Below are 25,806 nucleotides of genomic sequence, written 5' to 3'. Positions count from 1 at the left end.
GGGCTGAAGCGGCGTCTCGCTCTTGAAGCAAGCTCTCGGAATAGTGGTTGTTGTTGATAACATAAGTCGATAACACCCTATTTCTTATCAAAGGCTTTCGTGAAAAGAGGTTAGCCAATGAAACGGCAAAAACGTGATCGCTTCCAGCGGGCTTATGTCCACGGCTACAAAGCGGGTGTATCGGGTCGTTCTCGTGACGACTGTCCCAGTCAAGATATCAATTTACGCGAATACTGGATGAGCGGTTGGCGTGAAGGTCGCGGCGACCAGTGGGATGGGATGACCGGCATCTCGGGCATCCACAAAAATCCCTTAGTCATGGCCTAACGTTTTATTTTTCAAGGTTTTAAAAGAAAAATTTTAAGCGAGAGGTTTTCAATGAGCCCACTTTTTCAAGTGGGCTTTTTAGTGCGCCTTTATGCCCACACTGCTTCGCTAATCATCTTTGCGCTCAACCTTTAGCTTTCAGTGCCCTCGCGCATTCACCGACCAGTTTAGGACCTTGATAGATCAACCCCGAGTAGAGTTGCACTAAATCTGCTCCCGCCGCGATTTTGGCCTGAGCAGCAGCAGCACTATCGATCCCACCAACACCTATGATAGGTAACGATGGTAGATGCTCACGCAGTTGGCGAATGACGCGATTGGATACCTCGAAGACCGGTTTCCCAGAGAGCCCTCCAGCCTCCTCCGCTTGTGAGTCACCCTCTACCCCCGCGCGGGAAACCGTTGTATTGGTGGCAATCACACCATCAAGTGCATTGCGCTGAATACTTTCTGCCATCAAGGCTACTTCTTCAGCGCTCATATCCGGGGCGATCTTAATCAGCAGCGGCACGTTGCGGCCCGCCTGGGCATTGAGTTCTGTGGCTCGCGCGCGGATCGGCCCTAATAACGCATCCAGCTGTTCGCCGAACTGTAGGCTGCGCAGCCCAGGGGTATTCGGTGAAGAGACGTTAACGGCAATGTAATCCGCATAAGAGTGCACCGCGTCTAAGCATACCAAGTAGTCATCCAGCGCGTGTTCTACTGAAGTCGTCAGGTTTTTACCAATATTAATGCCCACAATGCCGCCGTAGTGGCGCTGTTTGACCTGCTGGATCAGGTGCTCAACCCCTTTGTTGTTAAAGCCAAAGCGGTTGATGATCGCCTCATGCTGCGCTAAGCGAAATAGCCGAGGCTTAGGATTGCCTGGCTGCGGCTTAGGCGTGACGGTACCCACTTCGACAAACCCAAACCCCAACGCACCAAGGGCATCCAGGTGGTCGGCGTTCTTGTCCAACCCAGCGGCAAGACCCACCCGATTGGCAAATCGCAGCCCCATCAGCTCGATAGGATCGTTCACCTGCTGACCAAACAGGCGTGCTACCCCACCCACCCGATGCAGTGCATCCAGAGCGCTCAAGGCCATCCCGTGAGAGGTCTCTGGGTCAACGCGGAAAAACAGTGAGCGAGCGAGGTTGTACATAGCGGATCTCTTGAAGCGGGGGCTGAAAACGGGCATCAGTATAACGCAATAAAGCGCGCCCTGGTGGAGAACCAGGGCGCGCTTTAATTAAGTGGATTAGGGTACGTCTACGCTTCGCTATCGCTCTCGGCAAGATCTACCAGCTCGCGTACCGCCACGGCGAAGAGCGCAAAGCCTCCTTCACTGCCACCGCGCACCTCTTCAATAAGGCGGCACCAGCGGCGATGCAGATCGGCGTGCTGATCCAACCACTGCGCAACCCGCTCTTGGGTATCGCGGCTGCCGGCGTCGAGCTTCAACACGCTGGTGGTCAGTGCCAACTGCTGACGCTCAATGTCGTCGCGGAAAGTCTCACGAGCCTGAGCCTGCCAGGAGTCGCGCACTTCCAGCTGGGTTACCTGCTGAATCATCCACGGTAGCTCCAGGCGGCTGCCAATTTCGTACAGCACTTCCGCCACCCGCTGGGGTTTTTCATTGGTCAGGCGCGCCGCCTGGATAATACCCAGCCCCGCATAAAGGCTTGATGACGCCGCCACGCTGGATGCCAGTGCATCTGGCACACCCGCCTCCAACAACTCGTCACGACGCGAGTTCCAGGCGCCAAGCTCTTCACCACTGAGTAGCTCACCAATACCTTCCTGCAACTGCGCCAAGCGAGGAGCGAAGTACTCAATGGTATCTTGTGTCGAAAGCCCTAAGTGCTGACGCACAAACCAGCGCGTGGCACGGCGGATCAAGCGCATCAGGTCAAGCATCATCGAGTACTGAATGCGGTTGGGCACCTGATTATCGAGGGCTTCAATTTGCGCCCATAGACTGGGCAAGTTAAAGCTATCACGGGCCACGATGTAGGCTCGCGCAATATCGGCACGTCCCGCTCCAGTGGAGTCCATCAGGCGGCGTACAAAGACGACCCCCATATGATCGACCAAGTCGTTGGCGACCTGTGTCGCAACGATTTCACGCTTCAGACGGTGCTCGTACATTTCGTTTTTAAAGCGCTCGACCAGCACTGATGGGAACAGCCGCTCCAGGTGGCGGTGAATATATTGATCGTCCGGTACGTCAGAGGTGATCAAGTCGCCTTTCAGGGTGCTCTTGGCGTAGGAGATCAGTACCGACAGCTCCGGCAGGCGCATCCCTTGATCGTTGCTGGCCCGCTCTTTGAGCACATCATCGGTAGGCAGGAATTCCAGCTCGCGGTCAATCTGTCCGGCAGCCTCCAGCTCGCTGATAAAACGGCGGTAAGGGCCCATTGACTGGTCGGAAAGGGTAGCCGATAGATCCAGCGCCTGACTTTGGCGGTAATTATCCAGGATCACCAGATCCGCCACCTCATTGGTCATTTCCGCCAACAGCTGATTGCGCTGTTTCTCGGTCATGTCGCCGCGCTTGACCACTTCATCGATCAAAATCTTGATATTGACCTCGTGGTCGGAGCAGTTCACCCCACCGGCGTTGTCAATAAAGTCAGTGTAAACGCGCACGCCTTTGGCGGCGGCTTCCATTCGTCCGCGCTGGGTCAAGCCGAGATTACCGCCCTCGCCGACCACACGGCAATTCAGGTCATTGCCGTTGATGCGCAGGGTGTCGTTGGCTTTATCGCCCACATCCGCATCGGTTTCGTCGGAACCCTTCACGTAGGTACCGATACCGCCGTTCCAGATCAAGTCCACCTTGGATTTGAGCATGGCGCGGATCAGTTCATTAGGCGACAGGCGCTCTTCCTTGATACCAAATACCTGCTGCATCTCCGGCGTGATGCTAATCGACTTGGCGCTACGGTTAAAGATGCCGCCCCCAGCGGAGATCAGCTCCTGGCTGTAGTCTTCCCAGCTGGAGCGTGGCAGAGCGAACAACCGCTTGCGCTCGGCAAAGGACGCCTCGGCGTCCGGGTTGGGGTCTACAAAGATATGCAGGTGGTTGAAGGCACCCACCAGTTGGATCTTGTCGGAAAGCAGCATGCCGTTGCCAAAGACATCTCCGGCCATATCGCCGATTCCCACCACGCTAAACAGGTCGCGCTGGGTGTCGAGATCCAGATTTTTGAAGTGGCGCTTAACTGATTCCCAGGCACCGCGAGCGGTGATGCCCATTTTCTTGTGGTCGTAGCCGTTAGCACCGCCAGAGGCAAAGGCATCACCCAGCCAGTGGCCATACTCAATGGAAATTTCGTTGGCGATATCTGAGAAGGTAGCGGTGCCTTTGTCGGCAGCTACCACGAGATAAGCGTCGTTCTCATCGTGGCGGACAACATTTTCCGGCGGCACAACATCGCCGCCCACCAGGTTATCAGTGACATCCAGCAGCGCACGGATAAAGATTTGGTAACAGGCAATGCCCTCTTTCTGGGCGACATCGCGACTGGCATTTTCCGGCATGCGTTTACAGACAAAACCGCCTTTAGCACCAACCGGTACGATAACGGCGTTCTTAACCTGCTGCGCTTTCACCAGCCCCAACACTTCGGTACGGTAATCTTCAAAGCGATCCGACCAGCGCAGGCCACCGCGGGCCACTTTGCCGCCACGCAGGTGAACACCTTCCACCCGCGGCGAGCAGACAAAAATTTCAAACATTGGTCGCGGCTTGGGCATGCCGGTAACCTTGGAAGGCTCCAACTTATAGGCGATGTAATCTTTAAAGCGCCCACCCTCAGCCAGTTGGTAGTAGTTGGTGCGTAGGGTGGCGAGGATCAGCTCCATAAAGCGGCGCAGTAGCTGGTCATCGTTAAGGCTGGCAACTCCTTCCAAGCGCTCATTTAAGCTCGCGATGCACTCGTCGGTGGCGTGGCTCTGCTGCTCAGGATCAAAACGCAGGCGGAATAATTCAACTAACTCACGGGTAATGGCAGGATAGTTGGCCAGCGTAGCAGCGATGTAATCCTGGGACATGCCGAAGCGGATCTGTTTGAGGTAGCGGGCGTAGCCGCGCAGCATGGCCACTTCGCGCCAATCCAGCCCAGCGCCGATAATCAGGCGGTTAAACGCATCGTTATCGGCCTCGCCGGTCCAGATGCGCTTGAAGGCTTCCGTGAATACATCACGCATATCGCCCAGGCTGACATCCGCACCGCTGTGCTCAAGCTCAAAATCGTGAATCCAGTAGCGCTGTTCAGGGGCGTTAATATCGTAGGGGCGTTCACCAATTACGCGCAGGCCAAGGTTTTCCATCATCGGCAGCACGTCAGAGAGCGGAATCTGCGATTCACGGTGGAACAGTTTCAGGTTAACGCCACCACCCTGTTCTTCTAGTGGCCGATAGAGCGACAGCGAGAGGTCGTTCTCGCTATCCAGTGTCAGCAGGTGCTGAACATCAAACACCGCGGTGCGCGCAGAGAAGTCTTCACGGTAGCTGGCCGAGAACGCCTCGCGGAACCGATCCATCAGGTTGTTGGCGCGCTCTTCACCGAAGCCTTCGATCATGGCGTTCTGCAGCTCGTCACGCCAGCTGCGCGCCAGCCGTGACACTTTGCTTTCCAAACGCTTGAGGTCATAGTCGCTGGGCGCGTCGCCATTAAAGCGTAAAATCAATTGAATACGCGCCAGCACCGACTCAGATAAATAGGTATTGAAGTCGCCAAAGTGGGCGTCTAACTCGTCGCACAACACGTTTTGAATCCGCTGACGCAGATCCGTGGAGAACACGTCCCGGGGGACGAACACCAGGCAAGAGTAGAACTTGCCGCTGATATCGGCGCGGATAAACAGCCGCACCTGGCGGCGCTCGCGAATATTGAGGATGCCCAGCGCAGTGCTGGCCAGTGACTCGGTATCGATCTGAAAAAGATCATCCCGGGGGTAAACTTCCAGCACCTGGAGCAATTGCTTGCCGTTGTGGCCCTGGGGATTGAATCCGGCAATATCCATCACCGCTTTTAGCTTACGGCGCAGCAGCGGGATATTGCGTGGCGATTCGTTATAGACCGTAGAGGTAAACAAACCAAAGAAGCGCCGCTCACCAATTACATTGCCGTCGTCGTCGTAGCGATCAACGGTAATGTAGTCAGGGTAGGTAGGACGGTGCACCCGAGAGTGATGGGCGCTTTTGGCAAACGATAGTAGCTGCGGCACCAGCACATAATCATTGTGCTCATCCACCCCCTCTTCGGTGCGAATACGCTCGCAGTAGCGCGGCTGATCCAGGCGGAAGACGCCCAGCACGCTATCTGCGTCGCGCTTTAACTCGCTGCCTTCCAGCAGGTACTCGTCGTAGCCCAGGAAAGTAAAGTTATCTTTGAGCATCCACTCTAAAAAGGCAATCGCCTCTTCGTGGTCGTCAGGATCGATCTGCGGCGGGCAGTTTTTCTCGAGTTCTTGAATCGAGGCGGTGATTTGCGAACACATGGCGTCGAAATCACCCACAGCGGTACGTACATCGCGAAGCACGTCATTTAGGTTGCTTTCGATTTTCTCAAGTAACGCTACGTCGGTGTGCCGGTCTACTTCGATGACAATTAGCGACTCGCGCGCTTCTGGCGCGTTTTCTGCCCTGGGCGAGGCCAGCGCCTGCAGCTGATGGCGCTCATCACGGGCGACCGCCAGCACGGCGTTTTGAATGGCGTGCACCGTCAAGCCGCGGCGGTTGAGCTCGATACGCACCGAGTCGACCAAAAACGGCATATCTTCGTGGAGAACGGCGACAAAGGTATGCGTCGACTGCCAGCCGTGCTCTTCAAAATCAGGGTTAAATACCCTTACCTTGGGGCTTTGCGGGTCGTGATGCTGCAAAAACTGCCAGACCGACAGCGTTGCGCCATACAGATCGTCCAGGCGACGATCCACTAGGTCTTCCACCGGCACGGTGGCATAAAAGTGCCGAGCAAAAGCGTCCACAGTGGCGGCGCGAGCGGGGTCTAACCGCGCGTATAGCCGCTCCTGGAGCTGCTTCAAAAGATCTTGCCGACTCTCTTCAATCGCAACGTAGTGCATCCATCACCTCGACTGCCTAGGCCATTAAACGGCCAAAAAACGAAGGACAATAGGCCTTTAGGCCAACATAACGACTAGCTTACGCTACCTATCGTCGCGTCCCTAATCACTTGACGTGTTGTTCATGGCACATACCGTTTACGCATTAGGTCGTATGCTTACTCGACTGTCCGCCGCTTCAACAGAACTCCACACTCACAGTGGTCGGTAAACGGAAACTGGTCAAATAGCGCAAAGCGCTCTATCTCATGGGTGTTGGTCAGTATGGTCAAGTTTTCAGCTAACGTGGCTGGGTTGCATGAAATATAGACGATCTGAGCGTACTCGCTGAGTTGCTCACAGCTCTGCTCGTCTAAACCAGCACGGGGCGGGTCGACCAGCACGGTGGAAAAATCGTACTCTTCCAACGCCATTTCCGCCACGCGACGCCCGGCTTTTTCGCCCTTCAGCGCCAGCGAAAACTCCTCCGCTGACATACGACCAATCTGCGCGTTCGTTACCCTATTGGCTTCCAGGTTTACGTTGGCGCTAGCCACTGACGTGCGGGAAATTTCTGTGGCCAGCACGCGGCGGAAGTTATCCGCCAGGGCAATGGTAAAATTGCCATTACCGCAATAGAGTTCGACCAGATCTTTCTTCGCATTACTCTCCTGCTGGCCAGCGGTGACTTCTCGCGCCCAGCTAAGCATTTTCTGGCAGATATGCGCATTGGGTTGGGTAAAGCTGTTTTCGACCTGCTGGTAGTGCAGCGTGCGGCCATCCACCTCTAGCCGCTCCCATACGTGGTCTCGGGTAAGTACGATACGCTGCTTGCGGGAGCGGCCAATAATCATAATACCCAGCTCAGCCTCCAGAGCGCGGGCTTCGCGCTCCCACTCATCGCCTAACGGGCGGTGGTAAATCAGCGTTATCAGCGCCTCACCTGACAGCGTGGTTAGAAACTCTACCTGGAACAGCCGCCGACGCAGCTCATCACAGCGAAGGCAAGCTTCGCGTAGCTGCGGCATTAGCTGATTGATTCGCTCACTGGCGACTGCGTACTGATCTAAACGAATCACCCGCTTGTTCTTCGGATTCTCAGGGTCTACCTCGAACATGGCGTAGAAGAGGTCGTCCTCTTCATGCCATATGCGAAACTCGCAGCGCTGACGGTAATAGCCTGGCGGCGATTCAAACACTTCTAATGCCGGTGGTTGAAAAGCGGCAAAGGTACTTTCCAGATAGTCGCGTTTGTCGGCTAGCTGCTCAGCGTAGCGTTCAGGTTCTACAACGGGGATAGCCAAGGCTGCTCCTTTGAATAATTCGATCAGCAATAGTAGTAAATAGTGCTCAGTCGCCCACATTAAGCAATTGGGACGCCTTAAACCCATAGCGGGCTAGGCCAGCGGTGAGGTTGGCAGCGGGTGCCGTGGTAAAGCAGCGGCCATCCTGCTGATCACTGTTTAGCTCAGAAACGACTTGCGAAACCCGTCGGGCTATCGCATCGCCGGAGTCGACCCAATGTAGCGGCACGGGGGCCAGCTGCATCAGCCAGGGCTTTAGCAGCGGGAAATGAGTGCAGCCCAGTACCACTGTATCTAGCTCTGGGGTATCCAGCGCTTGATGAGCAGACGATAAACAATGCGCAGACGATGGAGATGCAACGGCGTGCCATAACGGCGCCAGCGCCGCCTGCATGCGATCAATATTGGGGGTGACACCAGCCAGGTATGCTTCCGCCTCGACCACCAAGGCATCGGCGGCGACGCGAGTAATCACACAGTCGCTGGCAAAACTATCAATCAAGCGCTGGGTGTAGGGCCGCCCTACCGTGGCCTTGGTGGCTAACAGCCCAATATGGCGTGTCTGGCTAATCGCTGCGGCAGGTTTGATAGCAGGTACGGTGCCCACGACAGGGATCGCCAACTGCTCGCGCAAGTTTTCCAGCGCCAGAGTGCTCGCGGTATTGCAGGCGACAACCAAAACACTCGGCTGGCACGCTTCCACAGCGGAACGACATACCGCCACAATGCGGTCGGTCAGGGCTGCATCTTCGCGCAGCCCATAGGGCAACCAAGCATTGTCGCAGGCATAGCACAGGGCAGCATCAGGGTAGTGTTGGCGCAGCGACTGCGCCACCGACAGGCCGCCGACACCGGAATCAAAAATTAACACGGGGCCTTTCCTGACTCTGCCTATCATGGCTCTGCCTAAAAAAACGGAGCCGCTATTTTAGCATGCTCCGTCATTTTATTGATGCCCCGTAGCGGCCACTTGTCCGCTAGCGCTATACCACAGGCACGTCAGCACCACGCAGTTCAGCATAGAGCTCGGGATAAGCGTCCTGTAGGCGCTCTAGCTCTTTCTCTGCGCCTTCGGGGAGCGCCTGACGCAGCTCGTCCATATCTTCCTCGCTAAAGTGCTCGTCAATCAGCGGGAACAGCCCCTCGCGTTCGTGACGCAAATAGGCACGATGCGCTTCCAAATAATCTTTCAGGTCGTCGGCAAAACGATCCATCGGAATGATGTTATCCATTAACACCATGTCAATGTCGTTGGAGAGGCGCTGTAAGCGCGGCTTTAACTCACGATAGTCATTCGCCATCTGTTCGGTCAGGGCAACGTGCTCTGGGGCCTGGGTTTGCAATCGCTCCACGCAGACGCGTTCCAGAGGGGCTGCAAAACCATCCATATAGGACAAAATATAGTCGACGACCTCGCGCATAAGCTGGAAGTTGGGCCGCTCACCTTGGGCAAGGGTTTTCTGCTTAAGCTGCAGCACATGGAGTAATCTCGCCATGTTGGCATGATCTAGACGCAGTTGGTTTAACATCGAACTGTCTCCTTTATTGTGTCATGCCTACCGTCGAGCCTTCGTGATTGACGGCATGCGATAATAAGCGCGAGGTAACAAACATGTTGTGTCGCTAAAACATATCGTAACCTGAGCGTGTCGTAACTAACGGGGGTTATCAACAACAGTTATCATGAACAATGCCCCTCTCAAGCTATCCTCGCAAGTGTATCTTTCTGATAGGTTACGTCTAAGGTAGTTCTCTAAGACGCAGTTTACCACCTATACTTGTTGGCAATTTGTTGCTCAACGTACTGATTTATAACGGAAGCTTACATGGATCTTTTTGATAGCGCTCAGGCGACACCGGCTGACGATGCTCCGTTAGCCTTTCGTATGCGGCCACGCCAACTGGACGATTACGTGGGCCAGCAAGCGCTGGTGGGGCCAGATAAACCCCTACGTCGCATGGCGGAGTCAGGCATTGTGCGCTCAATGATTTTATGGGGGCCGCCAGGGGTTGGCAAAACCACGCTGGCAGAGCTGTTGGCCCGAGCCTCCCAGGCCCATCTGGAGCACCTCAGCGCGGTGATGGCCGGAGTAAAAGAGATTCGCGCTGTGGTGGAGCGGGCCCAACAGATGTCCTCCACGGTTATCCTCTTTTTAGATGAGATTCATCGCCTCAACAAGAGCCAGCAGGACGCATTATTGCCCCACGTGGAGTCGGGCCTGTTAACGTTGATTGGTGCCACCACCGAAAACCCCTCCTTCGAAGTCAACTCGGCGTTGCTATCCCGTGCGCGGGTATATGTGCTGAAATCGCTTACCCATGAGGAACTGATCACGGTGATGCGCCAGGCACTCAGCGACGTAGAGCGAGGGCTGGGCAAGCGTGACATTCAGATTGATGACGAAGTATTAACTGCTCTGGCCCACGCTAGCGCTGGCGACGCACGACGGGCGCTGGGATTACTGGAAACCGCTTGCGATTTCGCTACTCAGGAAGCAAACGGCGAAGTACTGCATAAAGAGGTACTCGCCGATGTGATCGGCCATCAGGCCAGCGCCTTCGATAAGCAGGGGGACGCTTATTATGATCTACTTTCGGCCATTCATAAGTCGATACGCTCTTCACGCCCTAACGCGGCATTGCTGTATATGGCCCGCTTTATGCAGGGCGGCGGTGACCCGTTGGACGTAGTGCGCAGACTGACCGCGATTGCCTCAGAAGACGTCGGCAATGCTGACCCTCGCGCGCTACCGCTGGTGATTGCCGCCTGGGATGCTTATTTACGCCTGGGCGATTACGAAGGCCAGCGGGCAATTGCCCACGCGGCAATTCATTTAGCAGTGGCGCCCAAGAGTAACCGCATTGACCGCGCCTGGAGTGAAGCCAAGCAGTACGTACGCCAGCAGCCCCAGGTTGAGGTACCGACGTACCTGCGCAACGCGCCCACTAAGCTGATGGAGCAGTTGGGTCATGGCGAAGGCTATCGCTATGCGCATAACGAACCAGACGGCTACCCGGCGGGAAGCGCCCACGACTGCTGGCCTGAAGAGCTGCCTAAAGCCACCTTCTTCAAGCCAAGTGCCTTTGGTCAGGAGAAGCGCTTTGGGGAAATCATGGCATGGCGGGAAAATCTTGACCAGGAAGCAGATCAGGCGCCCTAAGGCGCCTGATGGTTAAACCAGTGGCAGGTTTAACTGCCACTCTCCAGCAATTACTTATCTTTAACGACTGACTCCTCACACCTTACCATTCACGCTTCACCCTTAAAGCTCTTCACGAATAACATCGGTGCCTTCGGGAATTTCGAAATCAAACATGTTCTCAGCAATCTCGCCATTGAGGGTGATATTGCTAAAGGTAATGGCGGTGCGCTGGCCGGTACTGTCCATCATCCACAGCTCGGTTAGCGTATCGGCATCGAACACCATGCTTAGCTCTTCGAACAGCGTATCGGCCGAGATAGGCACTAGGGTAAAGACATCTTCTCCCCCGTCCTGCTCGTAGAATACCTCATAGCTTTCGGTTAAATCGTCCACGCTTCCCGACAGCAGTAACGCAGGGGTATGGGTTACTCGATCGTCCATCTCTTGAACGGTGACTTGTTCAAGGTCGGGATCGTACATATACACATCATCGCCGTCAGAGACCACGGTTTGAGAGTAAGGCGCTTCCACTTCCCAACGCAGCATACCGGGGCGAGACAGCCACATCTCACCACGCGCGCTTTGGAGGCGTTCCCCGCTGCCATCAAGAATTTGCTGCTCAAAATCCGCTTGATAACGCTCAAGCGGATCCAGCCGTTCAGTCAAACGCTCGGCAGCATCGTCTGCCCAAGCGGGAGCACCAAAGGTTAAACCCAAGGCACTTGCCGCAAATGCCAGTGGCGAAGCGCCCATTGCTGAAGTGCGTTTTGTTTGCGTATCGCGCATATAATCTCCCTAGGCAACCGTTGCCCGGTAACTGTTGCTCAAAACTGTTGCTTAAAAATCAAGCAGTGAGGTCGGCTTAACCGGCCATGGCTAACTCAAAAACGTAACAATCAGACGAGAAAAACGCCGCAGGGTTTCACCCGCGGCGCTACTTTCACGCTTATTGCATAATTGTGGCTTTCATCAAGCGGTTAATGGCCCACCGGAGGCGGGGCAAGCACTTCCCGAGCACCGTTAGAGCCCATAGAGGTCACCACACCGGCGCCCTCCATTGCCTCAACTAAGCGAGCGGCCCGGTTATAGCCAATTTTAAAGCGACGCTGCACGGCGGAAATCGAGGCTTTGCGCGTTTCAGTGACAAACTGCACGGCTTCATCGTAGAGCGCATCCTGCTCCGCATCGTCGCCATCCCCCCCCTCAGCCTCAAGACCCGTTAAGGCATCGGCGGATACGCCACCAGAAAGGATCTCTTCGATATACTCGGGTGCTCCACGGCGCTTCCAGTCATCGACCACGCGGTGTACTTCGTCATCGTCCACAAAGGCACCGTGGATGCGGTTAGGTGGTCCGGAACCTGCAGGTAGATAGAGCATGTCACCATGCCCCAGCAGACTTTCAGCGCCGCCCTGATCCAGAATGGTGCGCGAATCAATTCTGGATGAGACCTGAAACGCCATCCGCGAAGGAATGTTGGCTTTGATCAAGCCAGTCACAACATCCACAGAGGGGCGCTGGGTAGCCAGAATCAAATGGATACCTGCGGCGCGTGCCTTTTGCGCCAAGCGCGCAATCAGCTCTTCGACTTTTTTGCCGACGATCATAAACATATCGGCAAACTCGTCGATCACCACGACGATGTAGGGCAGTTTCTCCAGCACTGGATGCGGCTGATGCACTTCCCAGGGCTGCGGTTCCCAGAGCGGGTCTGCCACTTGGGCACCGGCGCGCTCCGCTTCATCCAAACGGCCATTGAAGCCCGCGATGTTGCGCACACCCATGGCCGCCATGAGCTTGTAGCGGCGCTCCATCTCGGCCACGCACCAGCGCAGGCTGTTGGCCGCTTCTTTCATATCGGTGACCACGGGCGCCAGCAGATGGGGAATGCCGTCATATACCGACAGCTCCAACATTTTCGGGTCGACCATGATCAGCTTTAGCTCACTAGGCTTCGCTTTAAGCAGCATTGAGATCAGCATGGCGTTAACGCCCACCGACTTACCCGACCCGGTGGTACCGGCTACTAGCAAGTGGGGCATCTTGCCCAGGTTGGCGACCACTGGGCTGCCACCAATATCTTGGCCTAACGCCATGGTGAGTGGTGACGTCTCCTGCTGGTAACGGTCGGAGTCGATAACTTCGCGCAGGCGGATCATGGCCCGGTTGGGATTAGGTATTTCAATACCCACCGTGGGACGCCCTGGAATAACCTCGACCACTCGCACACTTTTCACCATCAGGGAGCGCGCCAGGTCTTTGGCGAGGTTACTGATTTTAGACACTTTGACGCCCGCGGCGGGCTTGATCTCAAAGCGGGTAATCACCGGCCCAGGCCAGGTATCCACCACTTCCGCTTTCACACCGTATTCGCGCAGCCGCACTTCAAGCAGCTCAGCCATATCAGCCAACTGCTCGTCACTATAATTGGGTTGATACGGTTCTGCAGGTGTCAACAGCTGCAAGCTCGGCACGTCGCCCTCAGGTTCGTCCAGAGTTTCAAAAGCAGGCCGCTGGCTCTGCAAATGCTCCACGGTCCACAGGGCGGGGCCTTCATCCGCCTCTGGCGTGCTCTCTTCGGGCGCAAAGCTGGGTTCTTGGCGAGCTGCTGGGGTGGGCGTGGACGGAGGAGTAGTCGTTGAGTGCGCTCCTCCATCGCGGCCTTGGGCATACAGCTCATCATCCATCTCTTCATCGTCCCACACCGGCTCAGGCACTACTTCCGCTACACGTTCAGGTTTACGTGCAGGCTCAGGCGCGGTGACGCGCTCAGGGCTCCAGGCAGCATCAGTGTCACCAATATGTGGCTCACCAACACGTGGTTCAGCTTGGCTGCTGCTGGGATCAGCGGTGAGTGATGGCTCACTGCGACGCTCAACGGGCGCGGCATGAACAGTCTCTTTCTCGGCGGGCGCCTCATCGCTGGCAAAGAAGTTACTCCTGGCAGGCGCCGGAGGCTCTTCTTGACGAGTAGCACGCAGCGGGAAGGAAGTCTCGGCTTCTTTGGGTTCATCACCGGGCGCAGGTGCTTGAGTCTCAGGCGCTGCTGACGTTACCTCTGCCTGGACAAAGGCATTTTCCCGCGGCGCTGGGGGTGCCGCTGCTCCCTCCTCTTCTGCCGTTTTAGCCGCTGGCGTCACTGACGGGGCTGCCCCAGGCGCTGAAACCGTCGGCTCCGCGGTAGGTGTCGAAGAGATAGGCGCGGGTGTTTTAGCAGGCACATGCTTATTACTTGAAAACGCTGCGGCCTCCCAGGGAATCGAAGTATCCGTGGTTTCGTTGCTATTTGAAGGACTCGCTTCTGACGCATTGCTCTCTGAAGAGCTGTTCGCCTCACGACTGGAAAGTGGTACAGAGAAGCCTGGCTCACGGCGTTCGCGGCCACTGGGGCTTTTCCCTACTGGCTCTGCCGCAGGCTTTATCTCAGCGGGTGCAGCTTCAGGTTTAGCTTCTTGAGTCTGCGCTTCAGGCGCTACTTGAGACTTGGCTGCAGTTTTGGCAGCCGCTCGCTGAGCAGCGCGCATACGACGCGCTTGGCGACGTGCCGATAACCAGCTACCCAGCCGACATATACGCTTGCCGAGCTCATCAGCCACTTGCAGCCACGACATACCGCTAAACAGCGGAAAGCCGCTTAAAATTAACGCCGCAGCGATTAAACCAACGCCACCACTTCCCACTAAAGGCCTTAACGCACCAACCAAACCTTCGCCCAAAATACCGCCTGAGGCATAGGGCAGCATGCTCTCAGGGTGATAAAAGTGCAGCGCACCCAACATGGTAGTGCCGAAAATAAGTAGCACTAAGCCACCCGCATGGACAGCAATTGCCACGGGGTCGAGTTCAAAACGTACCTGGCGTGAGCGAATCAGCCACCAGGTGGCAAAGCCGAACATACCCGGCCACCACAAAGCGCTGGCGCCAAGCAGTGAGTAGAGAACATCGGCCAGCCAAGCGCCAACCTGCCCCATCCAGTTACCCACATCTGTCTCAGGGCCCTGATAAGACCAGCCTGGGTCAGAGGGTTGGTAACTAAATAGCGCTAATAATAAGAAAACACACAGCGCCAGCAGGATCACCACTACGCCTTCGCGCACGGAGCCTTGTAAGCGCAGGCCAAAACGACGAGCCTTATCCTTTGCGGCGTTAACGCGCGCAGCTGAAGCCGATGATGGTGTTTGACGCGCGCTACGCTGCGTTCGCTTGTTTACTGCTTTATTCACTTTCAAGCGACTCTCCCTTTACACCTCAATGGCGTCTTTAATCCACTTGCGAGTTTGCATGATACCGAGCATCCTTCCGCCGTCACAGAGGCTATCGTAAAGCGCTCAGTACAAGAACGTCGTAACAGGAGCAAGTAATGCTACCTTGGCTTTCCTCGCCACATCCTAATTTTCCAACTACCTCCCAAGCGCTGGCCTCCCCCAATGGCCTGCTGGCCGCCGGAGGGGAGCTCTCGCCCGCTTGGCTGGTAGAAGCCTATCGGCAGGGCATATTTCCCTGGTTCAGCGACGACGACCCCATTCTGTGGTGGAGTCCAGACCCGCGCATGATACTCCTACCTGAGCAATTTAAGCAGCGTCGTAGCCTCACCAAACGATTACGCCATGGTGGCTTTCATATCACCCTGGATCAACACTTCGATCAGGTGATTCAGGCCTGCGCCGCCCCGCGTGGTGAAGAGGCGGGCACCTGGATTACAGACGAAATGCGCGAGGCCTACGGGCTGCTGCACGCTCTAGGCATTGCTCATAGCATCGAAGTCCATCAACGCGGCCAACTGGTGGGCGGGCTGTATGGCATCGCCATGGGGCCGGTGTTTTTTGGCGAGTCGATGTTCTCCCGCGCCCCGGATGCCTCCAAGGTAGCGCTGGCCCATCTCGCCAGGGCCATGCGCGAACATGACGGAAAACTCATCGACTGCCAAATGCACACGCCTCATCTGGCAAGCCTGGGCGCTATTACAGTCGCTCGCGAGGCATTCATCAACTATCTTAAAAACTGGTTACCCGATAAGGCATTTACGTTTACCACGTCACCCACTGAAACACCCACTGTTCCTGCATCGCTCTGGCTTAAGGCGATTGCCACCGAGGGTAATGCGTAGTGATGAACCATCGTGACGAACTTATTCTGTTCCAACCATTTTTTTACAATGAGGAGGCAGGCCGTGAGTAGTAACACTCCGCGTCGGCCGGTGCGGGATTTGCGCTTTTTCCTTACCGTGCCGCATGCCTGTAGCTATTTACCCGGCAAGGAAGCGACAACGCTGTTTCTCGACCCGCAGGAGTCGCCCGTTCCAGGTGTCTATGACTCGCTGGCGCTGCTAGGGTTTCGTCGCAGTGGGCGCCATCTTTACCGCCCTCACTGTGAGGGCTGCAACGCCTGCCGCTCGGTGCGTATTCCGGTTGACCAGTTTGCGGCTAACCGCACGCAACGAAAAATTTGGCGCCGCAATGCCGATATAAGCATCCGTATTGTGCCTGCTCACTTTGCGTCTACTCACTACTCGCTTTACGCGAATTACATTCGTCAGCGCCATGCTGACGGCGATATGTTCCCGCCCAGCCGCGAGCAGTACCGCACCTTCCTTACCCTTGATGAGTCCTATGCCCATCTGATGGAGATGTACCTCGACGAAGAGCTGGTTGGTGTGGCTGCATTCGACCAGTTGGAGCATGGGCTCTCGGCAATCTACACCTTCTTTGCCGTTAGCGAGACTCTGGACAAGCGCTCACTAGGCACTTTTGCCATTCTTCAGCTCATCGAGCTCAGCCGCAAAAAAGCGCTGCCGCACCTTTATTTAGGGTATTGGATCGAAGAGTGCCGTAAGATGCGCTACAAGCAGGCTTTCGCGCCATTGGAAATACTCGATGGACGCCATTGGCGGCCGCTGATTCGCTAAAAATGCCAGCTTTTTTGCCTTGACGACGGGCTTACGGCACAATATAGCGCTGTTTCTTGAGTGCCCACCTAGCGGCACTCAAATTCTGACCGATAATGACATTACTAACTCATCAGTGAGGACATGCCTATATGGCACGCGAAGATCATATTGAAATGGAAGGCGTTATCGTCGATACCCTTCCGAATACCATGTTTCGGGTTGAGCTGGAAAACGGTCACGTTGTTACCGCTCATATCTCCGGCAAAATGCGCAAAAACTATATCCGCATTCTGACCGGCGACAAGGTAAAAGTTGAGCTGACACCTTACGACCTGTCTAAAGGCCGTATCGTTTACCGCTCGCGCTAAGTCGTTACACCATTAACGCGCTCGGCTGATTTTAACTGCTCCAGCTAGACTGTCTTTTAACGACAGCGCCGATCAGCGTCAATGGCGGTTCACTAAAAACGACAACGCCCCGTCGATGACAGGGCGCTGCGTTTTTATGCATATAGCATGAGTATTAGAAAGATAGCTTTTAGCACGGCTTAGCGCCCTTTTCAGGGCGCATCTGCCATCTCAGTCTCTGTGGAAAGGTGCAACTCGCCCTCCTCCAGGCTAACATGGACAATACCGCCCTGATCAGCCAGTTCTCCGAACAGAATCATTTCGGCTAATGGCTTCTTCAGCTTCTCTTGTATGAGGCGCGCCATTGGACGTGCACCCATGTCAGGATCGTAGCCTTTATCGGCCAGCCAATCACGCGCCATGTCGTCTACATCCAACTGAACACGCTTCTCATCCAACTGCGCCTGTAGTTCGATCAAGAACTTGTCGACCACATTGCGCACCACCGAGACCGGCAGCGAGTGGAACTGAATAATACCGTCCAGGCGGTTGCGGAACTCCGGTGAGAAGGTACGGCGGATCACTTCCATGGCATCGGTGGAGTGATCCTGGTGCTGGAAGCCAATGGAGCGACGCGACGCCTGCTCCGCACCAGCGTTAGAGGTCATAATCACGATAACGTGACGGAAGTCCGCTTCACGCCCGTTGTTGTCCGTTAAGCGGCCATGATCCATGACCTGCAGCAGCAGGTTAAAGACTTCCGGGTGCGCTTTCTCAATCTCATCCAACAACAACACGCAGTGCGGCTGCTTGGTCACCGCTTCAGTCAGTAGACCACCCTGGTCGTAACCGACATAGCCTGGAGGCGCACCAATCAGGCGCGATACGGTATGGCGCTCCATATACTCGGACATATCAAAGCGCACCAGTTCAATGCCCATGATATGCGCCAGCTGTTTGGCCACTTCGGTTTTACCCACACCGGTGGGACCTGCAAACAGGAAGCTACCAACGGGCTTATCGGGAGATTTAAGCCCGGCCCGGGACAGCTTAATAGCCGCAGAGAGACTATCAATCGCCTCATCCTGACCGAACACCAGCATCTTCAGGTCACGATCCAGCTTCTCGAGCAGCTTGCGGTCGGAGCTTGAAACACTCTTCGGTGGGATACGTGCAATGGACGCTACCACGGCTTCCACTTGCTCGACATCGATCGTCTTGGCGCGCACTTCTGGCGGCAATAGACGCTGGTGAGCCCCTGCCTCGTCAATCACGTCAATCGCTTTGTCGGGCAGGAAGCGGTCATTGATGTAGCGATCCGCTAAGCGCGCTGCGCTTTCAAGCGCACCATCGGTGTACTTAAGTTCGTGGTGCTCTTCAAAACGTGAACGCAACCCTTTGAGGATTTTGATGGTGTCTTCCACCGACGGTGCCATCACATCCACCTTCTGGAAGCGCCGTGCCAGAGCACGATCTTTCTCAAAGATGCCGCGGAACTCCTGGAACGTAGTCGAACCAATGCAGCGCAATTCGCCCGAAGAGAGCAGCGGCTTGAGCAGATTGGACGCATCCATCACGCCACCAGAGGCGGCACCTGCACCAATCACCGTGTGAATCTCATCAATGAATAGCACAGCGTTAGGCTGCTTGCGTAGTTCGCTCAGCAGGCTTTTGAGGCGTTTTTCAAAATCACCACGGTACTTGGTACCGGCCAGTAGCGCGCCCATGTCCAGCGAGTAGACCACCGCATCGGCAATAACATCGGGAACGTCTTCTTCGACGATACGCTTGGCAAGGCCTTCGGCCACGGCGGTTTTACCTACACCCGCCTCACCGACTAACAACGGGTTGTTTTTGCGCCGACGGGCCAGAATTTGCACCACGCGCTCAAGCTCGTGGTCGCGGCCAATCAGCGGATCAATTTTACCCAGCCGTGCCTGTTCATTGAGATTGGTAGCGTAGCCAGTGAGCGGATGCGCAGCGCCCTCACTGCCACCCTCCTCCGCGTCTTCACTCTCAGGTGAAGAAGGCGAGGGAGACGGCCCGTGACCGGCCACTTTGGAGATACCATGGGCGATGTAGTTGACTGCATCGACCCGCGCAACGTTCTGCTGCTTAAGGAAGTATACCGCCTGACTCTCCTGCTCGGAAAAGATCGCCACCAACACATTGGCACCGGACACTTCGCTTTTGCCAGATGACTGAACGTGGAAGACCGCCCGTTGTAAAACACGCTGAAAACCAAGCGTGGGCTGGGTCTCACGATCACCCTGGCCTTCTGGAATCAGTGGCGTAGTCGAGTTAATAAAATCCTGCAGATCGGACCGCAGCTTGTCGAGGTTAGCCCCGCAGGCCTTCAGTACGTCTACCGCTGAGGCATTATCTAGCAACGCTAGCAGCAGGTGCTCAACGGTCATAAACTCATGGCGCTTTGAACGCGCCACGGTGAAGGCCGTGTTCAGGGTCATTTCAAGTTCTTTGCTCAGCATGGCAGTCCCCTTTTCGCTACTACCTAGGGCGTGTCGCCACCTAGGGCTTGCGTCGGATCAATTTAGTCGACCGGCACTCTCAACATCGGGTACAAATGGCACGGTTGCAAGCCTCACCACCAATTATTTCTCAACGCTTTTAATTGGCGGCCTCAATATCACTTATCAACGGGTGCTCACACTCACGGGCATATTCATTTACCTGATAGCTTTTTGTTTCGGCTATATCGCGCGTAAACACGCCACAAGTGCCCTTTCCTTGGGTATGTACGGCGAGCATGACCTGAACGGCCGTCTCGCTGTCCATGTTAAAAAAATCTTGCAGCACTTCAATGACAAATTCCATCGGCGTGTAATCGTCGTTGTGAAGCACTACCTTATAAAGCGGTGGTTGCGCCAGCGCCGGTTCTGCTGACTGTACCGCTATATCACCATCTTCATCGGGCATATCTGGCCGCGTCATCCCCGCTTTTACGGGTAACACGGTCAAGTATGAACTATCTTGGTTGGGCATAAGCTGCACGGTTGGTTGTCTCGACACTGACCGATGGAAGCGTTTATCAGACCTCACATCGCCAATTCACTAGTGTAGTTTCTTAACTGTAGCCTCTTAACTACTATAATTTCTTAACTACTATAGCTTATTAGCCTAAACGTAAGACGCTTTCGATCAGCAAGGGTTCATGGAAAACTTAAAATATTACAGAGCGCAATAGCGAGTGCAATGCAAAACCCCCGCCCGCCAAGCGGACGGGGGTCATTCAGCCTAATCACAGGCGGTCTCTATTAGCCTTTTGCGACCATGGCAAGCGTTTCGTTGAGAGTCTGGCTGGGGCGCATCACCTTAGCCGTCAGCTCGTGATCCGGGTGGAAGTAGCCACCAATATCCGCAGGCTGGCCCTGAACGCTGTTCAATTCATCGACAATGGTCGCTTCTTTGGCCGTTAGCGCGTCAGCCAAGCGTTTGAACAGCGTCTGCATTTCGCTATCTTCGCTCTGCTCTGCCAACGCTTCAGCCCAGTATAGCGCCAAATAAAAGTGGCTGCCGCGATTGTCCAGCTCACCCACTTTGCGCGACGGCGACTTGTTGCTATCCAGGAACTTGCCGTTCGCCTGATCGAGCGCTTTGGCCAGCATTTTTGCCCGAGCGTTATCGAAGGTGCTGCCCAGGTGTTCAAGGGATGCCGCCAGGGCCAAAAACTCGCCCAGCGAGTCCCAGCGCAGATGGTTCTCTTCCAGCAACTGCTGAACGTGCTTGGGAGCAGAGCCGCCAGCGCCGGTCTCAAACAAGCCACCGCCATTCATCAATGGTACGATTGAGAGCATCTTGGCGCTGGTGCCGAGCTCCATAATCGGGAACAGGTCAGTCAGATAGTCGCGCAGTACGTTACCAGTGACGGAGATAGTGTCTTCGCCCTTGCGGATACGCTCCAGAGAGAAGCGCATGGCCTCTTCTGGCGTCATGATACGAATATCCAGGCCAGTGGTATCGTGCTCTTTTAAGTAGCTCTCGACTTTCTTGATCAGTTGAGCATCGTGGGCGCGCTGGGCGTCCAGCCAGAAGATAGCCGGCGTTCCGCTTTCGCGGGCACGATTAACCGCCAACTTCACCCAATCGCGAACCGGGGCATCCTTGGTCTGGCACATCCGCCAAATGTCGCCCTGCTCAACGCTGTGCTCAAGCACTACATTGCCGCTGGTATCGGTGACACGTACGGTACCGTCGGTAGGAATCTGGAAGGTCTTATCGTGGGAGCCGTATTCTTCAGCTTTCTGGGCCATCAAACCTACGTTGGGTACGCTACCCATAGTCGTCGGATCAAAGGCACCGTGCTGTTTGCAATCATCGATGACCGTTTGATAGATACCGGCGTAGCAACGATCAGGAATGACGGCTTTGACGTCGTGCAGTTGGTCATCGGCGCCCCACATTTTACCGGAATCGCGGATCATCGCCGGCATGGAAGCATCGATAATCACATCGCTGGGCACGTGCAGGTTGGTGATCCCTTTATGGGAGTTCACCATCGCCAAGCGCGGGCGCTCGGCATAAAGTGCTTGAACCTCATCCTCAATCTGGGTCTGACGCTCTTCCGGCAGTGACTTAATGGCCGAATAGAGATCGCCGATACCGTTATTGGGGTCGAAGCCCGCCTGCTGGAGGTCATCTGCGTGCTTACTCAGCACGTCCTGATAAAACTCGCTGACCACCATACCGAACATAATCGGGTCAGAGACCTTCATCATGGTCGCTTTAAGGTGCAGCGAGAACAGCACGTCTTTGGCTTTTGCGTCAGCGACTTCGTCGGCCACAAAACGACGCAGCGCGTTACGGCTCATGACCGCAGCGTCGACGACTTCGCCTTCCAGTACCGAGGTTTTCTGCTTGAGCACCGTGGTGCTGCCATCTTTAGCGACCAGCTCGATCTTGAGATCGGTGGCTTTTTCAATCAGCGCGGACTTCTCGCTGCCGTAGAAATCGCCTCCACTCATATGCGCCACATGGGACTTGGAGTCGCTGCTCCACTCACCCATGCGGTGGGGATATTTGCGGGCGTAATTCTTGACCGACAGCGGAGCGCGGCGATCCGAGTTACCTTCACGCAACACCGGGTTAACGGCGCTGCCTTTAGTTTTGTCGTAGCGCGCCTGAATGTCTTTCTCTTCATCGCTTTGGGGCGCTTCAGGGTAGTCAGGAAGTTTGTAACCCTGCTGCTGCAACTCTTTAATCACCGCCTTTAGCTGAGGCAGAGAGGCGCTAATGTTGGGCAATTTAATAATGTTAGCTTCTGGGGTCTTGGTCAGTTCGCCAAGCTCCGCCAGGTGATCGCCGATCCGTTGCTCTTCGCTCAGATAGTCAGGGAACTGAGCAATGATGCGAGCGGCCAGGGAAATATCGCGGGTCTCTACCTGAATGCCGGCAGAATCGGTAAAGGCATCGATAATCGGCAGTAGGGAGTGCGTCGCGAGCGCGGGCGCTTCGTCAGTGAGCGTATAGATGATCTTCGGCGTTTTGGTCATTTTTGCGTTAACCTCTCTCTTTTCGCTGCGATGGCAAGAAATCTTGAGCGGAGCGCGAGCTCAACGATGGGCGCCCCATCAGGTAGCCGGAGTATACCAGCGCTGCCCGCCGTGCGCATTGTCGACATACCTATTCCTGAGAGCGAATAGAAAGTAAAAGGGGCAACGAGAAGTCATGAGCAACCTTTATTTACTGCATAAGCCTTTCCAGGTACTGAGCCAATTCAGCGACCGTGAGGGGCGGCAAACCCTGGCGCATTATGTCGATGTGAAAGATATTTACCCCGCAGGACGACTTGACTACGACTCTGAAGGCCTACTGCTGCTCAGCAATGATGGCGAGCTGATTCACCGCATTTCTCATCCGCGCCATAAGCAGCCCAAAACCTACTGGGCCCAGGTGGAAGGGCAAATAGATGACACGGCATTGAAGGCGTTGCGCCAAGGCATTGCGCTGAAAGATGGCCCAACGCAGCCGGCCAAAGCGCACAGAATAGATCCGCCTACGACCGCACCACGCCACCCTCCCATCGACCCCAAACGCCACCCCTCAACTAGCTGGCTGGAGCTAACCATAAGCGAAGGCCGTAACCGCCAGGTTCGCCGTATGACTGCTCATGTCGGCTACCCCACCCTGCGCTTGATTCGCGTAGCGATCGGCCCCTGGCGGCTGGATGGTTTGGCACCTGGCGAATGGCGCAAAGAAGCCCTACACGCGCCCAGACCGACGAATACGCCCCCAAGTCAGCGACGAATTGCTCCGCGAAAAGATCAGCGTAGGCGGCCCACCACAAAACGCAGGAACCCCTGATGAGCCTTATTCGCAGCACGGCGGCCTGCGTCATCCAGCAGGGCGAGCGCTTTTTGATGGTAGAAGAGCAGCGTGGCGGCCCGCAAAGTGTGTTTAACCAGCCCGCTGGGCATATTGAACCCGGCGAAGGTCCCATAGCGGCCATTCTGCGCGAGGTACTGGAAGAGACTGCATGGCAGGTATCGCTCACCGGATATCTGGGTTTATACGTATTTCATACCGACGAAGGGCAAACGTTTCACAGCCACGGCTTTATTGCTGCGCCGCTTCATCAACTCGACCTCCCCCTCGACCCGGATATCTTTGCCACCCACTGGCTTACCATTGAGCAAATACGGTCGTTAGATCAGCAGGCGCGCCTACGCAGCCCGCTGGTACTCAAACGTATCGAGGATGCACTCAGCGGGCCTGGCTATCCCCTGTCGGTGATTCGCGAGTGAAGCACTCGAAGCCATTACCCCCCATCGTGTATAATCCTCGCCCAACTGCACACTGCTTATTTGCACCCTACTTCAACTGAGGATGCCCATGTCATCCACTGAACCAACTACGCCAGGCTCATCCACCACTGAGTCATCCGCCACAGCCGCTAATGGCAAAGTGATTGTCGGTATGTCCGGCGGCGTCGACTCGTCCGTTTCGGCCCTTCTCCTCATGCAACAAGGCTATGAGGTCGAAGGCCTGTTTATGAAAAACTGGGATGAAGACGACGGAACCGAATATTGCACGGCCAAAGAGGATCTCGCCGACGCCGAGGCGGTCTGCGCCAAACTGGGCATTAAACTGCACACCGCTAACTTTGCCGCCGAGTATTGGGATAATGTATTCGAGCACTTTTTAGCCGAATACAAAGCGGGCCGCACGCCCAACCCGGATATTCTGTGTAACCGGGAGATCAAATTTAAGGTCTTCCTTGAGTACGCTGAAATGCTCGGAGCCGACAAAATCGCCACTGGTCACTATGTTCGTAAAGGGCATGTTAGCCAAGGCGATGGCGATGTTCGCCCGCGCCTGCTGAAAGGCCTGGATAGCAATAAAGATCAAAGCTACTTCCTGCATGCAGTGCCAGAAGCCGCCATTGCCCGTACCCTGTTCCCCGTAGGTGAGCTGGAAAAGCCCGCCGTACGCGCGCTTGCAGAACAGCACGAGTTGATCACCGCTAAGAAAAAAGACTCCACCGGCATCTGCTTTATCGGCGAGCGCCGGTTTCGCGATTTCCTCCAGCAGTACCTGCCCGCCCAGCCCGGTACCATTGAAACGCCGGATGGCGATGTCATCGGCAAACATATGGGGCTGATGTACTACACCCTGGGCCAGCGCCAGGGTCTAGGCATTGGCGGGCTTGCCAACTACTCCGAAGACCCCTGGTACGTGGCGGCAAAAGATCTTGATCGCAATGTACTGATCGCGGTGCAGGGTAAGCATGACCAGTTGCTCTACTCCGATACCTTGGTCACAGAGGCCATGGATTGGGTGGCGGGTGAGCCGCCGGTTCAGCAGGGGCGCTTTACCGCCAAGACGCGCTATCGGCAAAGCGACTGCAGCTGTGAAATGCGCGCGCTGCCCGACGGTGGCGTTGAGGTCACGTTTGACGACCCGCAGTGGGCGGTCACCCCTGGCCAGTCGTTGGTGCTTTACGATGGCGACATATGCTTGGGCGGCGGCGTTATTCGCGCTACCTGGAAGAAAGCCGCGGAGGCTGCTGCATGAATCCTACCCCGATTCATCGCGCCCCCGATTCTCCGGCAGTCCGCCAAGCACTTGCCCTTGCTGGCGTCTTTCAAGCCGCCAGCCTGGTCGATGAGCTGGCTCGCAACGGGCAGGTCGACACCCGCGCCTGGGAAACGCTGATTGAGGCCACTGTGGATACTAACCCGGAAAGCTTCGAGGCGATTTATGGCGGGCACCCCAATAATCTGCGCCGCGGCCTGGATACCTTAGAAGCCCTGGTGGGGCGTAAGCAGGCGAACCCGGTGGTGTTGCGCTACGGTTTTTCGCTGCTGATGCTAATGAATAAGCTGCGTACCAATAACGACATGATGGATTCACTGGGCCAAAAATTAACCCGCATTCAGGGTCAAGCCGAGCACTTTGGCACTACCCATGAAAACGTGGTGGCCAGTCTTGGGGAAGCGTACCAAGAGACGATATCCACCTTTAAAACCCGCATTGTGGTGCAAGGGGATCCATCACTGCTGCAGAGCCGCATGATGCCTGAGCGTGTACGCGCTTGCTTAATGGCGGGGATTCGCTTTGGATTATTGTGGCACCAGCAAGGCGGGCGCCGCTGGAAACTGGTATTCCAGCGTAAAGCGCTACGCCGGGCACTGGATAGCCTCGACTAGACGGCTACTCTGTTCTCGATCGACGTCTTTTCAATTAACTTGCTCTCGACTAATTTTCTTTCGAACCTCCTGGAAACGATG

General features: G+C 55.6%; 19 protein-coding genes. 9 read left to right on the top strand and 10 right to left on the bottom strand.

The genetic code is table 11. The features are described 5' to 3' along the window. Positions 1 to 117 precede the first annotated feature (117 nt). Positions 118 to 327, top strand: a complete 210-nt coding sequence (gene rmf / locus E0L35_RS07865) for a ribosome modulation factor (RefSeq protein ID WP_007111057.1) — start codon at positions 118 to 120, stop codon at positions 325 to 327. A 124-nt stretch (positions 328 to 451) separates the two neighbouring features. Here rmf and E0L35_RS07860 read toward each other — a convergent pair whose 3' ends face one another. The 5 genes from E0L35_RS07860 to E0L35_RS07840 all read right to left on the bottom strand — a co-directional run bounded on the left by E0L35_RS07860 (position 452) and on the right by E0L35_RS07840 (position 9,211). Next, positions 452 to 1,468: a quinone-dependent dihydroorotate dehydrogenase gene (locus E0L35_RS07860; protein WP_138799984.1), complete on the bottom strand. Its 1,017-nt coding sequence runs from the start codon at positions 1,466 to 1,468 to the stop codon at positions 452 to 454. Positions 1,469 to 1,575: 107 nt separating this feature from the next. Next, the gene (locus E0L35_RS07855; protein ID WP_138799983.1) at positions 1,576 to 6,399 is read right to left on the bottom strand and encodes an NAD-glutamate dehydrogenase; all 4,824 of its coding nucleotides are present in this window, start codon (positions 6,397 to 6,399) and stop codon (positions 1,576 to 1,578) included. A 158-nt stretch (positions 6,400 to 6,557) separates the two neighbouring features. Continuing rightward, entirely contained in the window at positions 6,558 to 7,682 is a 1,125-nt protein-coding gene (trmA, locus tag E0L35_RS07850; RefSeq protein ID WP_138799982.1) for a tRNA (uridine(54)-C5)-methyltransferase TrmA, read from the bottom strand. Positions 7,683 to 7,728: 46 nt separating this feature from the next. Beyond that, complete coding sequence (locus tag E0L35_RS07845; protein ID WP_041157881.1) at positions 7,729 to 8,580, bottom strand: glutamate racemase; 852 nt, start codon at positions 8,578 to 8,580, stop codon at positions 7,729 to 7,731. Positions 8,581 to 8,665: 85 nt separating this feature from the next. Further along, positions 8,666 to 9,211: a hemerythrin domain-containing protein gene (locus tag E0L35_RS07840; RefSeq protein WP_009288045.1), complete on the bottom strand. Its 546-nt coding sequence runs from the start codon at positions 9,209 to 9,211 to the stop codon at positions 8,666 to 8,668. Between the two features lie 297 nt (positions 9,212 to 9,508). On the opposite strand from E0L35_RS07840, the gene E0L35_RS07835 reads away from it, so the two are divergent. Continuing rightward, the gene (locus tag E0L35_RS07835; RefSeq protein WP_138799981.1) at positions 9,509 to 10,843 is read left to right on the top strand and encodes a replication-associated recombination protein A; all 1,335 of its coding nucleotides are present in this window, start codon (positions 9,509 to 9,511) and stop codon (positions 10,841 to 10,843) included. 102 nt (positions 10,844 to 10,945) lie between these two features. On the opposite strand, the gene lolA is transcribed toward E0L35_RS07835, so the two are convergent. After that, positions 10,946 to 11,611, bottom strand: a complete 666-nt coding sequence (gene lolA / locus E0L35_RS07830; RefSeq protein ID WP_138799980.1) for an outer membrane lipoprotein chaperone LolA — start codon at positions 11,609 to 11,611, stop codon at positions 10,946 to 10,948. Positions 11,612 to 11,802: 191 nt separating this feature from the next. After that, positions 11,803 to 15,054, bottom strand: a complete 3,252-nt coding sequence (locus tag E0L35_RS07825; RefSeq protein WP_138799979.1) for a DNA translocase FtsK — start codon at positions 15,052 to 15,054, stop codon at positions 11,803 to 11,805. Positions 15,055 to 15,185: 131 nt separating this feature from the next. Here E0L35_RS07825 and aat point away from each other — a divergent pair, with 131 nt between their 5' ends. The 3 genes from aat to infA all read left to right on the top strand — a co-directional run bounded on the left by aat (position 15,186) and on the right by infA (position 17,080). After that, positions 15,186 to 15,932: a leucyl/phenylalanyl-tRNA--protein transferase gene (gene aat, locus E0L35_RS07820; RefSeq protein WP_138799978.1), complete on the top strand. Its 747-nt coding sequence runs from the start codon at positions 15,186 to 15,188 to the stop codon at positions 15,930 to 15,932. A gap of 63 nt (positions 15,933 to 15,995) precedes the next feature. Then, positions 15,996 to 16,730: an arginyltransferase gene (locus tag E0L35_RS07815; protein WP_171051131.1), complete on the top strand. Its 735-nt coding sequence runs from the start codon at positions 15,996 to 15,998 to the stop codon at positions 16,728 to 16,730. A gap of 131 nt (positions 16,731 to 16,861) precedes the next feature. Continuing rightward, the gene (gene infA, locus E0L35_RS07810) at positions 16,862 to 17,080 is read left to right on the top strand and encodes a translation initiation factor IF-1 (RefSeq protein WP_007111068.1); all 219 of its coding nucleotides are present in this window, start codon (positions 16,862 to 16,864) and stop codon (positions 17,078 to 17,080) included. 191 nt (positions 17,081 to 17,271) lie between these two features. On the opposite strand, the gene clpA is transcribed toward infA, so the two are convergent. The 3 genes from clpA to E0L35_RS07795 form a co-directional block, all read right to left on the bottom strand. Further along, positions 17,272 to 19,548 (bottom strand): ATP-dependent Clp protease ATP-binding subunit ClpA, encoded by a 2,277-nt coding sequence (gene clpA / locus E0L35_RS07805; protein WP_022520422.1) that lies wholly within the window; start codon positions 19,546 to 19,548, stop codon positions 17,272 to 17,274. 139 nt (positions 19,549 to 19,687) lie between these two features. Next, entirely contained in the window at positions 19,688 to 19,996 is a 309-nt protein-coding gene (clpS, locus tag E0L35_RS07800; protein ID WP_035538640.1) for an ATP-dependent Clp protease adapter ClpS, read from the bottom strand. A gap of 338 nt (positions 19,997 to 20,334) precedes the next feature. Further along, positions 20,335 to 22,569: an NADP-dependent isocitrate dehydrogenase gene (locus E0L35_RS07795; protein WP_138799976.1), complete on the bottom strand. Its 2,235-nt coding sequence runs from the start codon at positions 22,567 to 22,569 to the stop codon at positions 20,335 to 20,337. Between the two features lie 175 nt (positions 22,570 to 22,744). Here E0L35_RS07795 and E0L35_RS07790 point away from each other — a divergent pair, with 175 nt between their 5' ends. The 4 genes from E0L35_RS07790 (at position 22,745) to hflD (ending at position 25,725) form a co-directional block, all read left to right on the top strand. Beyond that, a complete protein-coding gene (locus E0L35_RS07790) occupies positions 22,745 to 23,380 on the top strand; it encodes a pseudouridine synthase (RefSeq protein WP_138799975.1) in 636 nt (211 codons plus the stop codon). Continuing rightward, a complete protein-coding gene (locus E0L35_RS07785) occupies positions 23,380 to 23,820 on the top strand; it encodes an NUDIX hydrolase (RefSeq protein ID WP_027959682.1) in 441 nt (146 codons plus the stop codon). The genes E0L35_RS07790 and E0L35_RS07785 overlap by 1 nt, the downstream gene beginning before the upstream one ends. A gap of 82 nt (positions 23,821 to 23,902) precedes the next feature. After that, positions 23,903 to 25,090, top strand: coding sequence for a tRNA 2-thiouridine(34) synthase MnmA (mnmA, locus tag E0L35_RS07780; protein WP_138799974.1), 1,188 nt, complete (start codon positions 23,903 to 23,905; stop codon positions 25,088 to 25,090). Beyond that, positions 25,087 to 25,725, top strand: a complete 639-nt coding sequence (hflD, locus tag E0L35_RS07775; RefSeq protein ID WP_138799973.1) for a high frequency lysogenization protein HflD — start codon at positions 25,087 to 25,089, stop codon at positions 25,723 to 25,725. The genes mnmA and hflD overlap by 4 nt, the downstream gene beginning before the upstream one ends. The last annotated feature ends 81 nt before the right edge of the window (positions 25,726 to 25,806 follow it).

Source organism: Halomonas sp. ATBC28 (assembly GCF_005937175.1).
Lineage (GTDB): Bacteria > Pseudomonadota > Gammaproteobacteria > Pseudomonadales > Halomonadaceae > Vreelandella > Vreelandella titanicae.
This window is presented reverse-complemented; position numbering and strand designations above follow the sequence as displayed.

Bases quoted from the DNA above. Each gene is read 5' to 3' on its own strand.
- rmf (WP_007111057.1), top strand. From the start codon at position 118: ATGAAACGGCAAAAACGTGATCGCTTCCAGCGGGCTTATGTCCACGGC.
- E0L35_RS07860 (WP_138799984.1), bottom strand. From the start codon at position 1,468: ATGTACAACCTCGCTCGCTCACTGTTTTTCCGCGTTGACCCAGAGACC.
- E0L35_RS07855 (WP_138799983.1), bottom strand. From the start codon at position 6,399: ATGCACTACGTTGCGATTGAAGAGAGTCGGCAAGATCTTTTGAAGCAG.
- E0L35_RS07845 (WP_041157881.1), bottom strand. From the start codon at position 8,580: ATGATAGGCAGAGTCAGGAAAGGCCCCGTGTTAATTTTTGATTCCGGT.
- E0L35_RS07840 (WP_009288045.1), bottom strand. From the start codon at position 9,211: ATGTTAAACCAACTGCGTCTAGATCATGCCAACATGGCGAGATTACTC.
- E0L35_RS07835 (WP_138799981.1), top strand. From the start codon at position 9,509: ATGGATCTTTTTGATAGCGCTCAGGCGACACCGGCTGACGATGCTCCG.
- lolA (WP_138799980.1), bottom strand. From the start codon at position 11,611: ATGCGCGATACGCAAACAAAACGCACTTCAGCAATGGGCGCTTCGCCA.
- aat (WP_138799978.1), top strand. From the start codon at position 15,186: ATGCTACCTTGGCTTTCCTCGCCACATCCTAATTTTCCAACTACCTCC.
- infA (WP_007111068.1), top strand. From the start codon at position 16,862: ATGGCACGCGAAGATCATATTGAAATGGAAGGCGTTATCGTCGATACC.
- clpA (WP_022520422.1), bottom strand. From the start codon at position 19,548: ATGCTGAGCAAAGAACTTGAAATGACCCTGAACACGGCCTTCACCGTG.
- clpS (WP_035538640.1), bottom strand. From the start codon at position 19,996: ATGCCCGATGAAGATGGTGATATAGCGGTACAGTCAGCAGAACCGGCG.
- E0L35_RS07795 (WP_138799976.1), bottom strand. From the start codon at position 22,569: ATGACCAAAACGCCGAAGATCATCTATACGCTCACTGACGAAGCGCCC.
- E0L35_RS07790 (WP_138799975.1), top strand. From the start codon at position 22,745: ATGAGCAACCTTTATTTACTGCATAAGCCTTTCCAGGTACTGAGCCAA.
- E0L35_RS07785 (WP_027959682.1), top strand. From the start codon at position 23,380: ATGAGCCTTATTCGCAGCACGGCGGCCTGCGTCATCCAGCAGGGCGAG.
- mnmA (WP_138799974.1), top strand. From the start codon at position 23,903: ATGCCCATGTCATCCACTGAACCAACTACGCCAGGCTCATCCACCACT.
- hflD (WP_138799973.1), top strand. From the start codon at position 25,087: ATGAATCCTACCCCGATTCATCGCGCCCCCGATTCTCCGGCAGTCCGC.